This is a genomic window from Gammaproteobacteria bacterium (assembly GCA_013003425.1).
Classification (GTDB): domain Bacteria; phylum Pseudomonadota; class Gammaproteobacteria; order Steroidobacterales; family JABDKV01; genus JABDJB01.
The window spans coordinates 63,664-78,480 of sequence record JABDJB010000067.1 but is presented as its reverse complement, the minus strand read 5'-3'; the positions used below and the strand labels follow the sequence as shown (position 1 = coordinate 78,480).

Annotated in this window: 13 protein-coding genes; 5 read left to right on the top strand and 8 right to left on the bottom strand. The window is 60.1% G+C overall.

The annotated features are described in order from the left end of the window. Window positions 1-83 precede the first annotated feature (83 nt). Complete coding sequence (locus tag HKN06_09925) at window positions 84-842, top strand: 1-acyl-sn-glycerol-3-phosphate acyltransferase (GenBank protein NNF61630.1); 759 nt, start codon at window positions 84-86, stop codon at window positions 840-842. A 12-nt stretch (window positions 843-854) separates the two neighbouring features. Here the strand turns inward: HKN06_09925 and HKN06_09920 are convergent, their stop codons facing one another. The 8 genes from HKN06_09920 to HKN06_09885 all read right to left on the bottom strand — a co-directional run bounded on the left by HKN06_09920 (window position 855) and on the right by HKN06_09885 (window position 9,407). Beyond that, on the bottom strand, window positions 855-2,102 hold the full coding sequence (locus tag HKN06_09920) for a hypothetical protein (GenBank protein NNF61629.1): 1,248 nt from the start codon (window positions 2,100-2,102) through the stop codon (window positions 855-857). Then, window positions 2,099-2,377, bottom strand: coding sequence for a hypothetical protein (locus HKN06_09915; GenBank protein ID NNF61628.1), 279 nt, complete (start codon window positions 2,375-2,377; stop codon window positions 2,099-2,101). The genes HKN06_09920 and HKN06_09915 overlap by 4 nt, the downstream gene beginning before the upstream one ends. A 46-nt stretch (window positions 2,378-2,423) precedes the next feature. Further along, on the bottom strand, window positions 2,424-2,828 hold the full coding sequence (locus HKN06_09910) for a biopolymer transporter ExbD (GenBank protein ID NNF61627.1): 405 nt from the start codon (window positions 2,826-2,828) through the stop codon (window positions 2,424-2,426). Between the two features lies 1 nt (window position 2,829). Continuing rightward, window positions 2,830-3,234 carry a biopolymer transporter ExbD gene (locus HKN06_09905; protein ID NNF61626.1) on the bottom strand — a complete coding sequence of 135 codons (405 nt, stop codon included), beginning with the start codon at window positions 3,232-3,234 and terminating at the stop codon, window positions 2,830-2,832. Window positions 3,235-3,246: 12 nt separating this feature from the next. Then, window positions 3,247-3,675: a MotA/TolQ/ExbB proton channel family protein gene (locus HKN06_09900; GenBank protein ID NNF61625.1), complete on the bottom strand. Its 429-nt coding sequence runs from the start codon at window positions 3,673-3,675 to the stop codon at window positions 3,247-3,249. 89 nt (window positions 3,676-3,764) lie between these two features. After that, complete coding sequence (locus HKN06_09895) at window positions 3,765-5,096, bottom strand: MotA/TolQ/ExbB proton channel family protein (GenBank protein NNF61624.1); 1,332 nt, start codon at window positions 5,094-5,096, stop codon at window positions 3,765-3,767. After that, window positions 5,093-5,878 carry a DUF3450 domain-containing protein gene (locus HKN06_09890; GenBank protein ID NNF61623.1) on the bottom strand — a complete coding sequence of 262 codons (786 nt, stop codon included), beginning with the start codon at window positions 5,876-5,878 and terminating at the stop codon, window positions 5,093-5,095. Before HKN06_09890 ends, HKN06_09895 begins: the two co-directional genes overlap by 4 nt. Before the next feature lie 106 nt (window positions 5,879-5,984). Then, window positions 5,985-9,407, bottom strand: coding sequence for a methylmalonyl-CoA mutase family protein (locus HKN06_09885; protein NNF61622.1), 3,423 nt, complete (start codon window positions 9,405-9,407; stop codon window positions 5,985-5,987). A gap of 219 nt (window positions 9,408-9,626) precedes the next feature. Between HKN06_09885 and HKN06_09880 the strand changes: the two genes are divergently transcribed. From HKN06_09880 to HKN06_09865, 4 genes are read left to right on the top strand one after another with little or no spacing between them, the layout of a single operon-like run. Continuing rightward, window positions 9,627-10,742: a Glu/Leu/Phe/Val dehydrogenase gene (locus HKN06_09880; GenBank protein NNF61621.1), complete on the top strand. Its 1,116-nt coding sequence runs from the start codon at window positions 9,627-9,629 to the stop codon at window positions 10,740-10,742. A gap of 47 nt (window positions 10,743-10,789) precedes the next feature. After that, the gene (locus tag HKN06_09875; protein NNF61620.1) at window positions 10,790-11,923 is read left to right on the top strand and encodes an isovaleryl-CoA dehydrogenase; all 1,134 of its coding nucleotides are present in this window, start codon (window positions 10,790-10,792) and stop codon (window positions 11,921-11,923) included. A gap of 57 nt (window positions 11,924-11,980) precedes the next feature. Further along, entirely contained in the window at window positions 11,981-13,162 is a 1,182-nt protein-coding gene (locus HKN06_09870; protein ID NNF61619.1) for an acetyl-CoA C-acyltransferase, read from the top strand. 7 nt (window positions 13,163-13,169) lie between these two features. Beyond that, window positions 13,170-14,777, top strand: a complete 1,608-nt coding sequence (locus HKN06_09865; GenBank protein NNF61618.1) for a methylcrotonoyl-CoA carboxylase — start codon at window positions 13,170-13,172, stop codon at window positions 14,775-14,777. Window positions 14,778-14,817 lie beyond the last annotated feature (40 nt).

Genomic DNA, 14,817 nt, shown 5'->3' with positions numbered 1-14,817 from the left:
ACATTAATGGTTTGACAATTGAATTATCGCGGTGAAAAACGAGACCCACGTCACACCGTTGACGGTGCCAGGACGGTGAGCCGATGAGGCAGATCTGGCGCGCCTGCTACGGCATTTACGCCTGGTCGCTGCTGGTGATTACGGTGGTTATGACTACAACTGCGATACTGGTTGTGCCCGGTCTTGCCCGCCGCCGGGCGATAGCACGCGGCAGCGCACGTAATCTGTTTCGCCTTACGGGAATCGGGCTGCAGGTCAGTGGTGACACGCTGGAGCACAACGAGCCGGTGGTCGTCGTCTCCAATCATGCGAGCTACCTCGATGGCATTATCCTCACTGCTGCCCTGCCCGCCCAATTCAGTTTTCTCGTCAAACGGGAGATGCGGGCGTTTCCTGTTGCCGGGCTCCTGCTGCGACGCCTTGGAACGCAATTTGTCGAGCGCTTCGATTTTCGGCGCGGCGCGGCGGATGCACGCCGCATAATTCGCATCGCCGGCGAAGGTCAGGCGCTGGCCGCTTTTCCCGAAGGCACTTTCCGTCAGGAACCAGGCCTCGGGCAATTCTATTCCGGCGCTTTTTCCGCAGCGGTACGCAACCACCGGGCGATCGTGCCAGTCACGCTGCTTGGATCGCGTCATATTCTGCCGGCGGACAAGCTGCTGCCACGTCGCGGCAGTATCCAACTGGTTGTTCATCCTGCTATCCCGATCAACCCGGCCACGCCGGACCGCGAAGAAATAACCCGTGTACGCGAGCTTGCGCGCACCCGAATACTGTCAGCACTGGACGAACCCGATCTGGACTTCCGGCTGTCTGCGGCCCCGCGGGCCACAGCCCGGTGAGTTACTGGCCGCTCACGCCCGGGCGGCTACCTGCATACGGTCATTGACAAATTGCAGCCAGCCTTCAGCCTGGCGCCGAAAATTGTCCCCGTATTTTTTCGCCTCTGTGAGCGAATCAATTGCGTCTTTGAAACGGCCTAGCTCTGCTTCGGCCATCCCCTTGAGAATCCATGGTGCGCCGGCTTTTCGCAACCCGCCACGCGCGATTGCCTGCTCGGCTGCCGGCACGACCAGCTCCCAGTTGGCGCGCTCGGCATAGAGCTGCGCCTTCCGCAGGTAATACTCACCATCGCCGGTCATCGGAGCAAGCTGATCAATGACGCTTATCGCGTTATCGAATTCCTTCGCGCCGGTCCAGGCGCGGAGCAATAACTCGAGATTCTGCCGATTGCGCGCAACCCTGCCGCGCTGCATTTCTGCGTCGAGCAGGCTTCCGGCCTGGTAAGGATCTTCGACATACATCATCATGCGCGCCAGGTTCAGCAACTTGCTTTCGGTTTTCAGTAAATCGCGACGCCAGGCGAGTTTCATCGTTGCCACAGCCTCGACGTCGGAACCGAGCTGCTGATAGGCACCAGAAAGGTTTTCCCAGTAGCCAGGCTTGTCCGGCCACAGGGCAATCATTTGGCGCAGCGCCGTTGCCGCCCCGGAGTAATCCCGCGTCTCGAAATAAACCGCCACCAGAAGCTGGAACCAGCTTTCCTTTGGTTGCCGCGCTCCGGCGACTGCCTTCTCCACCCACGGCAGCGCAGCGGGATATTGCCCCAGTTCGGCATGCGCGGCTGCCAGCATGATGTAGGCATCCGGCGATGGTGCGGGCTCGTTTGGCAACCAGCGCATCAGGGTGTCGATGGTCATCTGCTGCCTGCCTTCGGCAGAGTACAGCCCCGCCAGCGAGTAAAGCATGCCCTGCTGCGCAGTATCCGGTAGTGCCTCGAGCGACAGGCAACGCTCGAAGTACTCGATAGCGCTGCCATACTGACCTTGCTCTACCCCGAGGAAGCCGTAGGTCTGGTATACCAGCGCGCGTTCGTAATCGTTCAGGTCCAGCTCCTCCATTTGCTGCAGCCTTGCCAGGGCCTCGGAGTACTTTTTCTCGCCGAGCGCGGTATGTGCCTGTTCCAGGCGCTTGTAGGCTCGCTCACCGATGGTCTGCTGCGACCCCGGATTGCCGGCGGTGTCCCGGGCTGGCGCAGGATTGGCGATGAGCATCACCGCCGCACCGAGGGCAATTGCCACCACAGTTGGGAACCGATTCATGGCCGCTTCAGATCCGGGCAGGCGACCTCCTGCAACCGGGCAGCATCGGTCGGCGAGCAAAGCCCGGGAGCCCGCACCAGCTGGCTGGGTCCGGCCGGGTCCTTATCGTCTTGCTGTGGTGCCGGCCGCTTATCTGGCGCCCGATCCAGTGGCAAATCGAACACCTCGACTATCGGGTCAATAAACTGCGGCGAATCGTCAATCAGCTCGTGCATGACGACAAACAATGCAACAGCACAGACCACACCTGAGAGCAGTGATGCGGCGGTTTTCATCAGGCAACGACCATCAGCAGTGCGGGTTTCGAATGCTGCCCTGGCATCAATTCACTTCCTGCGCGGCGACAGAGATATTGCCGACGCCACCGAGTCGCACCTGATCCATCAGGTCGATCAGCAGGCCGGTCTGCGCTTCGACATCGGCAACAATGATTGCGCTGCTTTCGGGCGTTTCCTTTCGTGCTGATTCAACCATGCCGCGAACCTCGGTCAGATCGACGCGCTTCTTGTGCATCCATATCTGGCCGGTGTCGGAAATTGCTATCAGGATGTTGCCGCGGTCCTTCTTTTGCGCCGTCTGCGCCTGCGGACGCAACACCTCAATACCTGTTTCCTTGATAAACGACGTACTGACGATAAAAAAGATCAACATGATAAAAACAATATCGAGCATTGGAGTAATGTTTATCTCCGTCTCTTCCTCGTGTGTCGCGTGCTTCCTTGCCATCTCAGGTGGCCTCCGCCGCCAGCGATACCTTGGCCGCACCCGCCACACGCGCCTGATCGATTACCCTTACCAGCAGGCCGGCATCAGCTTCCCGGCTGGCGATCACCACAACACTGGCATCGGGCCGCGCTGCCAGGGCAGTTTCAATATTCGCGCGTACCGCACGAATGTCGATGACGCGTTCCTGTACCGAGATCTGCCCGCTTCCCGATATTCGTATCGCAATGACTTCCGACAATTTCTGCTCTTTTGGCGGCTCGCTGGACGGTCGACTTACGTCGACAGCGATTTCTTTTACGAAAGACGTAGTGACGATGAAAAAGATCAGCATGATAAATACGATATCGAGCATCGGCGTGATGTTTATTTCGGCCTGATCGTCGACACGTTGCTTGTTACGGCGCATGATTCGATCCCGTCAATGCGACAGCAGGTCTTCCAGCCGCTCGACGCTGGTGCTGGCCTTGCGGTCGAGTAGCGTCACAAAATAAAGACCCGAAAGCGCGGCAACCAGCCCGGCCATGGTCGGTATGGTCGCCTGGGACACGCCACCGGCCATCGCCCGCGCATTTCCGGTACCCATGACCGCCATCACGTCAAACACTCTTATCATGCCGGTTACCGTACCCAGCAGGCCGAGGAGCGGCAAAACCGCCATCAGCGCCTTCATCAGCAACAGGTGCCGGTTAACATCGATTGCAACGCGGGAGATCATCGCGTCGCGAATACGCCGTGCCGACCATGACTGCTGGTCTGACCGGCCGTGCCACTGCTGGTCTACCGCATGGATACGTCGCGGCAGGTCAAGAAGGAAAAACCAGGCGCGCTCGATAATCAGCGTCCACATGATAATGGTGACGGCGAGAATTCCCCACAGGACGTCACCACCAGCCTCGAAAAAATCACGAATCGAGGTGAATGCGTCAATAAACAGGCTCACGCTTCCTTCTCCGCCTGTTCGGCAATTATTCCGGCGCTCTGCTCTTCCAGTATCTCGATAAGGTTTTTACTGCGGCTGGCCACCAGGCTGTGCAGTAGCACCATAGGTATGGCAACGAGCAACCCCAGCATGGTCGTGACCAGCGCCTTGGAAATGCCATCAGCCATAAGCTTTGGATCGCCGGTACCGAACAAGGTAATCGACTGGAACGTCTGGATCATTCCGACCACCGTACCAAGCAGGCCGAGCAACGGTGCAACTGCGGCAATAACTTTCAGCGCCGTCTGCCATTTCTCGAGTTTTGGCGTTTCTTTCATGATCGCCTCGTCGAGCTTCAGCTCCAGCGTTTCGGCGCTGGTGCGCTTGTGACTGTTATAAACGCCGAGAATACGACCAAGCGCATTGTTTTCATTTGGCTGCTCAGCATCGAGCTGGCGTTTTATACGGGCGCCGGCGCCACCGAGGTAAACAAGCCGGTACACCCCGATAAGCAGGCCAAGGGTACCCAGGACAATAATGATGTAACCGACCGGACCACCCTGCGCGATCCGCTCGCGCGGCCCGGGCGCCTGAATCAGCAGCCCAAGCAACGCACCGGCAGTAGGGTCTACAGCCATTGCCGTAACCGGCATGTCTGCCTGGTACAGGTTCGCCGCATCCTTGCGATAACGGGCAGCCGGCTGTCGCGCGAGTTCCTGTATGGAATCGGTGCTTGTCTCATAGCGCAGGAACTTGTCACCCGAGATCAGGTTGAATGTCCCGACGCGCACCACATCCGCCGCGGTAGGCTCGCCCGCAGCATTAACGATTGTGGTGTCGAAACGTACCACTTTGCCGGACTGCGCCATTTCCTGGAGCATCAACAAATGGAAATCATTGAGGTCTTCCGGCGAGGGGACGTTTTTTGCCGCGGACAGACGCCGCAACAGTCCGATGCGCTCACCGAGTTGCGCTGACACCAGTGAGCTGTTCAGGGCGCCGGTCGCGTCACCGGCATACTGCCGCACCACGCCAAACAACTCTCCCATGTCGCCGGTCTGGACACGCAGGGTATTCTCCATTTGCTCCAGTTCGAGCTCGTTGGCATCGAAACGGGCAGTCAATTCGTCGCTGCGCCCATTGGCAGCCGAGAGCTGAGCCTGCACATCACGCAGCAGCGCCTGCTGCTGATCACGCTGCTGGCGGAACTGGCGCAGACGGGCTTCGACCTCCGCACTGACCTGCTCGCGACTTTGCTGCACCTGCTCAAGCAACTCCTGCAGCGAGCTTTGCGCCATGGCCGGCGCGACGGCCAGCAAGGCAGCCAGGGTGATTACCAGCCTGCTCATTGCGCCACCTCGGGTGCCTGTACCGGCAGTTTCAGCAGGTCCGGCGCCGCCTGCTTTCTTGCTATACGCAATCCGTCGGCAACATGGTTGCGGTATTGGTCCGGCAGCGTCTCCCATGCACGGGTCACCGGATTGAAAAACCCGGTTTCGTTGCGGTCCTGGGTCTGGTAAGCGAGCACCAGCCGTCCGACCCGCAGAAAATTTACTTCGCGACGCGGACCGTTGACCTCCAGCCAGCCGGTGTAGGCGTCGATATCACGACCAAAATCCATCTCGATCTGGTACGCATCCATGAGCTGGCGGAATTTCTCAGAAATAGTAATTTCCGCGCTGCCCATGTTGTCGCGCAACCGCTGAACTCTTTCGCGACGCTCGTACAGATGAAACGGCAGGTCAAGCTCGACAAACTTGTCCAGCGTATCGATCATGCGATTCATCAGCGGGACGATTTCCTGCTTGGTACGCTGGTAGTTCTCCAGCTTCTGCGTCACGTCGGCCTTGGAGCTTTCCTGGTCGTCAACAACTTCCCCGAGATGCTGGTTATATATTTCCACCCGGTCGAGCTGCTGCAGGACGGCGCGGTATTCTCCGAGTAGCTCGGCCGTCTGATCGGACAAACGGTCTATCTGCGCCTGTGCCCGGATGCTGGTCTGCGAGGTCTGTACTTCCTCGCTGATGACTGAATTGACGACGCGAACCTGGCCGTGAGCCAGGGCGGTGGTCAGCAGCAGCGCCACACCTCCCAGCACCAGGCGAAGTGGTGACGGACTATATCCCTGCATAAAACCGTTTCCTGCCCAACGAATATTCTGACTTTAACAAGTACGGCGAATTTATCAGTTTGGTCGCCGCATACGGGAATTTACACTGCGCCCGGGAACCGGGCTGCTACATGTTACGACGGTAGCGGCCTCCGACGTTGTACAGCGCATGAGAAATACGCCCCAGCGAACAATACTTTACCGCTTCCATCAGCTGGCCGAATACGTTGTCGCCGGCCGCGGCCGCCTGCTGCAGGGCAAGCAATGCCTCGCTGGCCGGTCCCGCGCCGCGCTGTCTGAAGGCAACCGTGTTGTTCACCTGCTGCTGTTTTTCATCTTCGGTCGACCGGATTAATTCGGCTGAGCCGAGGTCATCGGCGTCATCGTCGCCGAGGAACGTATTTACCCCAACTATGGGCAGCCGGCCGTCGTGCTTGCGGGTCTCGTAGTACAGGCTTTCTTCCTGGATACGACCGCGCTGGTACATACTTTCCATTGCACCGAGCACACCGCCACGCTCGGACAGGCGTTCGAACTCGCCATATACAGCTTCCTCGACCAGGTCGGTCAGCTGCTCGACAGCAAACGAGCCCTGCCACGGGTTCTGGTTTTTGTTCAACCCCAGCTCTTTGTTGATGATCAGCTGGATCGCGACGGCGCGACGTACCGACTCCTCGGTGGGTGTTGTTATCGCCTCGTCGTAAGCGTTCGTGTGCAGGCTGTTGCAATTGTCGAACAGGGCGTACAGCGCCTGCAGCGTAGTGCGAATATCGTTGAACTGTATCTCCTGCGCGTGCAGGCTGCGGCCTGAAGTCTGGATGTGGTACTTGAGCATCTGGCTGCGCCGGCCACCGCCGTAGATATCCCGCAGGGCGCGCGCCCAGATGCGTCTTGCAACGCGGCCGATTACCGCATACTCGGGATCCATGCCGTTGCTGAAAAAGAAACTCAGGTTTGGCGCAAAATCGTCTATCGCCATACCGCGGCTGAGATAGTACTCAACAATGGTAAATCCATTGGCAAGGGTAAATGCCAGCTGGGTAATCGGGTTAGCGCCGGCCTCAGCGATGTGATATCCGCTGATTGACACGCTGTAGAAGTTGCGCACGGCATTGTCGATAAAATACTGCTGCACATCACCCATCATGCGCAATGCGAACTCAGTGGAGAATATGCAGGTGTTCTGCGCCTGGTCTTCCTTGAGTATGTCGGCCTGCACCGTCCCGCGGACAGCGTTAAGCGTTTCTGCCCTGATTCGGGCGTAGGTGTCTGCATCCACCACCTGGTCGCCACTCACACCGAGCAGCCCCAGACCGAAACCATCGTGGCCCTCCGGCAGCCCGCCCGAATAACGCGGGCGTGTTTCATCGCGGTACAGCCCGTCAATGGCTTGCTCGGCGGCATCCCAACGTCCCGTCTCGCGCAGGTGCCGCTCGACCTGCTGATCCACGGCAGTGTTGAGAAACATCGCCAGCAGCATTGGTGCCGGCCCGTTGATCGTCATCGACACTGAAGTATTGGGGTGACACAGGTCGAAACCCGAGTAGAGCTTCTTCATGTCGTCGAGCGTAGCGATCGATACGCCGGAATTGCCGATGCGCCCGTAAATATCCGGGCGCGGGTCCGGATCCTCGCCATATAGCGTGGCCGAGTCGAAAGCGGTCGACAGGCGGGTCGATTCATGCCCCGCCGACAGGTAATGAAAGCGCCGATTGGTGCGTTCCGGCGTTCCTTCGCCAGCAAACTGCCGGGTCGGGTCTTCCTGCTCGCGCCGGTACGGGTACACGCCGGCGGTGTACGGAAAACCGCCGGGAAGGTTTTCCTTCGCAAGAAAGCGCAGCAGGTCGCCCCAGTCGGAATAATCTGGTGCCGCTATCTTGGGAACCTGGTTGCCACTGAGCGTCTCGCTGTAGTTTTCGCCGGTTATCTCGCGCCCGCGGACCAGGTATGAGTACTGCTGCGATCGCACGCCTTCTTTTCGTTGCGGCCACTCACGCAGCAGGGCAAGCCCCTCTGCGCCTGTTGCCGCCAGTGACTCGTTATAACTGCGACGCAACGCCAGCACGCTGTCGTCCGCATCTGCGAGGGCGGTTTCGGGATAATTATCGAAGGCTTCCGGCCGGTGCTCATCGTCGAGCAACCCGAGCGCGCGATAACAGGCCTGGGCCAGGCTGGCGGCGCTGCAGCGCGTAGCGATGTCAGCTTCCAGCTGCCGTGCCGACTGCGCAATTTCTGCAAGGTAGCGGGTACGCTGCGGCGGGATGATGGCCTGCCTCGGGCTCACCTCACGCTCTTCGTCAATACTGTTGCGCCATTCACCATCACCCTGATCCAGCGACCGGCAAACTGCATTGAACAGCAGGTTCACGCCGGCGTCATTGAACTGGCTGGCGATTGTCGGATACACCGGCACTTCGTCATCCGGTGTATCGAACGACGTGTGATTGCGCTTCCACTGCTTGCGAATATCGCGCAACGCATCCTCGGCGCCACGCTTCTCGTACTTGTTCAGCACCACGATATCGGCAAAATCGAGCATCTCGATTTTTTCGAGCTGGCTGGCCGCGCCGTACTCGCTGGTCATCACGTACACCGACAGGTCCACCAGATCGACAATTTCGCTGTCACTCTGGCCGATACCGGCAGTCTCGACGATGACCAGGCCAAAGCCGCTCTGGCGCAGGCAGGCAACGGAGTCAGCCAGCACCGCACTGGTGGCCAGGTGCGCGCGCCGGGTAGCCAGTGAGCGCATGTAGATGCGTTCGCTGGCCAGGCTGTTCATGCGGATACGGTCTCCCAGCAGGGCCCCGCCGCTGCGCCGCCTGGTCGGGTCCATTGCCACCACTGCGATGTGCAGCTGCGGATACTGCCGCAGGAAACGCGACAAGAGCTCGTCCGTCAGACTGCTCTTGCCGGCGCCGCCTGTACCGGTAATGCCGATAACCGGCGCCATGTTTTCGGCGCCAGCCCATGTCTTGCGCCACTGCTCGAGCTGCGCATTATCGCGGCACTCCTCCAGCGCGGTCAGCAACGCGCCGATCTCGACGTGGTTGGAGTGGTCTGCGCCCGGCTTCGCAGCGGGCTGCGGTCGTGGCCAGGCCTGCACACGCTGAAACACGTCGGCGATCATGCCGGTCAGGCCCAGCCGTAATCCGTCTTCCGGCGAATAGATACGTTCGACGCCGTACTGCTGCAGTGCTTCAATTTCCTGCGGAGCGATGGTGCCCCCACCACCGACAATAACGCGCACATGTTCGGCACCGCGCTCCCGCAGCATGTCCACCATGTAACGGAAATACTCGTTGTGCCCGCCCTGGTACGAGCTGCAGGCAATTGCATCGGCGTCTTCCTGCAACGCGGCATTGACGATATCGGCAACGCTGCGGTTGTGGCCGAGATGGATAACCTCGGCCCCCTGGGCCTGAATAAGGCGGCGAATTATGTTGATAGCCGCATCATGCCCGTCGAACAGGGAAGCAGCCGTCACAAAACGCAGCGGGCTGCGCCGCGTGTCGGCCTGTTGCGCGATTTTGGCTGCCGGAGTAGTCATTTAATAGCTGATTATAGCGTTGCGTAGCGCTGCCGCCGCGTCCCCGCGGCGAGCAAATGATGCGTAGCAGTATACGACAGCGGCAAGACCTTATCCGGGCTATAATCCCGGCGCCGCACAACCGGCGGCAGAGTCCAGGCATCCCGGGCTGGCATCGGCGGCACCCGCATCCGCCGCCCGCAGGGCTGTGCAAAACTGACAAATACAATGGAGGCAGGAATGGATGTTTTCGAATCGATGGCGGATCACGGCCACGAACAGGTGGTCTTTTTCAATCATTCAGAAACCGGACTGAAAGCCATCGTTGCGATTCACAATACCTACCTTGGTCCTGCCCTCGGCGGACTGCGCATGTGGCCCTACGCCAGCGAATCCGACGCACTGACAGATGTGCTGCGCCTGTCACGCGGCATGACCTACAAGGCGGCCGTTTCCGGGCTGAACCTTGGTGGCGGCAAGGCGGTCCTTATCGGCGACCCGAAAAAAGACAAGAGTGAAGCTCTGTTTCGCGCCCTTGGTCGTTTCATCGGCTCACTCGGCGGCCGCTATATCACCGCTGAAGATGTCGGCACAACGGTCGAGGACATGGAGTACCTGTTCCAGGAAACTGACCGCGTCGTGGGCGTGCACCCGGTGCACGGTGGCAGTGGTGACCCATCGCCATTCACCGCATTCGGCACGGTCCAGGGCATCAAGGCATGCCTGAACAAGCGTTTCGGTTCGTCGAGCATCGACGGTAAATCTTTCGCTGTGCAGGGCGCGGGCAGCGTTGGCGGCAATGTCATCCGCATGCTTACCAAGGAAGGCGCCAAAGTCTTTACCTGTGACATCAATGATGACCGCGTGACCGAGATGGTGCAGGAGCATGGTGCCGAGGCAGTCCCGCTGGAGGAAATCTACGACGTCGACGCCAATGTCTTCGTCCCGTGTGCGCTGGGGTCGGTAATAAATGAGGACACGTTGCCACGGCTGCGCTGCGAAATAGTCGCCGGCAGCGCCAACAACCAGCTGCAGTCCGAAGAAATAGGCACCGAACTGGAACGAAAAGGCATCGTGTATGCACCTGACTACGCGATCAATGCCGGCGGCCTGATAAACGTCGCGATGGAACTGCAGGGCTACAACCGTGAACGCGCCTACCAGGCCGTCAGTGCCATCTACAACAATGTCGAGAACATCTTCAATATCGCTGCACGCGATGGCATCCCAACATGGCAGGCCGCCGACCGTATGGCCGAAGAACGTATCCGGGCTATTGCCAGGATCCGGATGCCCTACTCCAAGCGCTTCAAGGACCGGCTTTCCGGTCGCACGCCCAAACCAAGTCACCACTGAGCGGGCCATTGGCTTCATTTAATACCCGCATCAATGATGACATCGACATGCTGCGCGAGGCCACGCGCCGGTTTGTAGATGCCGAAATCGCACCGATAGCGCAGCGCATCGATGAGGACAATGAGTTTCCCCTGGCGCTGTGGCAACGCATGGGCGACATGGGCTTGCTCGGGCTGACCATTGACGAGGCGTACGGCGGTTCAAGCATGGGTTACCTTGCCCATCTCGTCGCGATGGAAGAGATATCACGCGGTTCGGCCTCTGTCGGGCTTTCCTATGGGGCGCACTCCAACCTTTGCCTGAATAACCTTTATCTCAATGGCAGCGAAGAGCAGCGCCGCCGCTTTGTACCGAAGCTGGTCTCGGGCGAACAGGTCGGCGCGCTGGCCATGTCCGAGCCCGGCGCGGGCTCGGATGTTGTCGGGTCAATGAGCTGTCGCGCCGAGCGGCACGGTGACAAGTGGATAGCAAACGGCACAAAGATGTGGATCACCAACGGCCCCGAAGCGGATGTCGTGCTGGTGTATATGCGCACGGCGCCAAAAGACGCCGGTTCGCGTGCGATGACGGCGTTCCTGGTTGAAAAAGGCATGCCTGGCTTCAGCACCGCACAGAAGCTCGACAAGCTGGGCATGCGTGGCTCCAACACCTGCGAACTGGTATTCGACAACTGCGAGATTCCGGATGCCAACCGGCTCGGCGATGTTGACCGCGGCGTCTACATCCTGATGCGAGGACTGGACTCCGAACGGCTGGTGTTATCCGGCGGCCCGATCGGCATCATGCAGGCCTGCATGGACTCCGTGCTGCCGTATGTGCAGGAGCGCAAACAGTTCGGCCGGCCGATTGGCAGCTTTGGCATGATGCAGGGCAAGCTCGCCGACATGTATACAGCGCTGCAGGCGGCGCGCGCATTTGCCTATCGCACCGCCGAGCAGTTCGATCGCGGCGAACCGACGCGCCAGGACGCGGCGGCCGTCTTGCTGCTGGCGTCACAGTCGGCTGTACAGGTGGCGCTTGAGGCAATTCAGTGCCTCGGTGGCAACGGCTATATAAATGAGTACCCCACCGGCCGATTGTTGCGCGATGCGAAGTTGTACGAGATTGGCGCCGGCACCAGCGAGATCCGGCGCATGCTGATCGGCCGCGAGCTGTTTCGCCAGTTACCCGGTGAAGGTTGACCTGCAGCAAAATCAGAGCATCATCTGCTCACCGCTGACTGCAACTACGGAGTACCCATGAGCGACGACGCCATCGTCATAGCCAGCGCAAAGCGCACGCCAATCGGCGCGTTTCAGGGCGCGCTGTCGACCGTGCCGGCTCCCCGGCTTGGAGCAACTGCCATAAAAGCGGCGCTGGACCAGTGCCACGTTACGGCCGATGAAGTGAGCGAGGTCATCATGGGTTGCGTGCTTCCGGCCGGTGTCGGTCAGGCGCCGGCGCGCCAGGCGGCGCTGGCCGCCGGGCTACCAAACAGTATCGGCTGCACCACCATTAACAAGGTATGCGGCTCCGGGATGAAAGCAGTTGCCCTGGCACACGACCTGATTCGCGCAGGTTCTGCTGACATCGTCGTTGCCGGCGGGATGGAATCAATGAGTCTTGCTCCCTACCTGCTGCCAAAGGCACGCGCCGGAATGCGTATGGGGCACCAGCAGGCGCTGGACCATATGTTTTATGACGGCCTGCAAAACCCTTACGACGGCGAAATGATGGGCACCTTTGCCGAAGCCACCGCCGAGCGTTATAAATTCAGCCGCGAACAGCAGGACGAGTTTGCTACCCGCTCGGTCAAACGCGCCTGTCAGGCCATCGAATCGGGCGCCTTCCGCAACGAGATTGCCGCGGTCACGGTGAGCTCGCGGCGCGGCGACACCATCGTCGACACCGACGAAGAGCCCGGCCGTGCAGACATCGGCAAGATACCGGAGCTGCGCCCGGCGTTTCGCAGTGACGGCACCGTAACCGCGGCCAGTTCCTCGTCCATATCGGACGGCGCCGCCGCCCTTGTCATCATGAGTGCCGACAACGCGCGCCAGCGTGGACTGCAGCCGCTGGCAACTATCGCCGGCTACTGCAACCACGCTCAGGCACCCGAGTGGTTTACTACCGCCCCACAGCAGTCAATCGCGGCGCTTTACGAAAAACTGAACTGGGCGCCCGGCAGTATCGATATGTACGAAATCAATGAGGCGTTTGCGGTGGTCACGATGTCAGCCATGCATGATCTTGGCCTCGGCGCAGACCGCGTCAATGTCAACGGCGGAGCCTGCGCGCTCGGTCACCCGATTGGCGCCACCGGCGCGCGCATCATCACCACGCTGGCGCACACCATGCAGCAGCGCCATGCCGGCCAGGGAATCGCCTCTTTATGCATCGGCGGCGGCGAAGCGCTGGCGATGGGCATCACCCGCGGCTGATTCCCGAATGCCGATTTTAAAAAGCACTGTCGATACACGCGCCGCGGAATTTCGCGAGAACGAACAACACATGCAGGCTCTGGTCAGCGATCTGGCGGCAAAAGTCGCCGCTGCAGCTCAGGGTGGTGGCGAGCGTGCGCGACAAAAGCACCTGTCCCGCGACAAGCTGCTGCCACGCGAGCGCATAGAGGCTCTGCTCGACCCGGGCAGCCCCTTTCTCGAGCTTTCGTCGCTGGCCGCAAACGATCTGTACGACAGCCAGGCCCCGTGCGCCGGCATCATCACCGGAATCGGTCGCGTCGAAGGGCGTGAAGTCATGGTGGTCGCCAATGACGCCACGGTAAAAGGCGGAACCTATTTTCCCGTCACGGTGAAAAAACACCTGCGGGCGCAGGAAATTGCCAGCGAAAACAACCTTCCGTGCATATACCTGGTCGATTCCGGCGGTGCCTTCCTGCCGCTGCAGGACGAAGTATTTCCCGATCGCGACCACTTCGGCCGGATTTTCTACAACCAGGCAAGGCTCTCTGCTGCCGGCATCCCGCAAATCGCGGTGGTGATGGGCTCGTGCACCGCTGGCGGTGCATACGTCCCGGCGATGTGCGACGAAGCGGTGATCGTGCGCAACCAGGGAACCATTTTTCTTGGCGGTCCACCACTGGTAAAGGCCGCAACCGGTGAGGTCGTCGATGCCGAGACGCTCGGCGGCGGCGACGTGCACTGCCGCACGTCCGGTGTCACCGATCATCTGGCCGAGAACGATGCCCACGCCCTGAGGATTGCACGCGATATCTGCGCCAGTCTCGCCCGCGGGCCGGCACCATCGGCACCACACCCGGCGCGTGACCCGGCCCTGGACCCGCGCGAGATCTACGGGATACTGCCGCGGGATACCCGCTATCCATTCGAAGTGCGCGAGATTATCGGCCGCCTGGTCGATGCATCCGAGTTTCAGGAATTCAAGCCGCTGTACGGAAAATCGCTGGTCTGTGGTTTTGCCAGCCTGCACGGGTTCCCCATCGGGATCGTCGCCAACAATGGCATCCTGTTTTCGGAATCGGCACTGAAGGGCGCGCACTTCATCCAGCTGTGCAACAGCCGGCGGATCCCGCTGGTGTTCCTGCAGAACATCACCGGCTTTATGGTGGGACGGAAATACGAGAATGCCGGTATTGCCAAAGATGGCGCCAAAATGGTCAATGCCGTGGCCTGCAGCACGGTGCCGAAGTTTACCGTGATCATTGGCGGTTCATTCGGCGCTGGAAATTATGCAATGTGCGGCCGCGCCTACGGCGGCCGGATGCTGTGGATGTGGCCCAACGCGAGAATCTCGGTAATGGGCGGAGAGCAGGCCGCTTCGGTGCTGGCAACTGTCAAGCGGGACAACGCGCAGGCCCGCAACGAGACGTGGTCCGAGTCTGATGAGCAGGCCTACCGCGACAGCATACGCGGTCGCTACGAACAGCAGGGACACCCCTACTACGCGACAGCCCGGTTATGGGATGACGGACTGATAGATCCGCTGGATACCCGGCGCGTTCTGGGTTGCGCAATCGCCGCAGCGGCAAACGCCGCCGACGTCGGGCCGCGTGGTTACGGCGTCTTCCGCATGTAGCGCGAAAGCCGTCTATACTCTTAAGTAACTCCAATTTTTA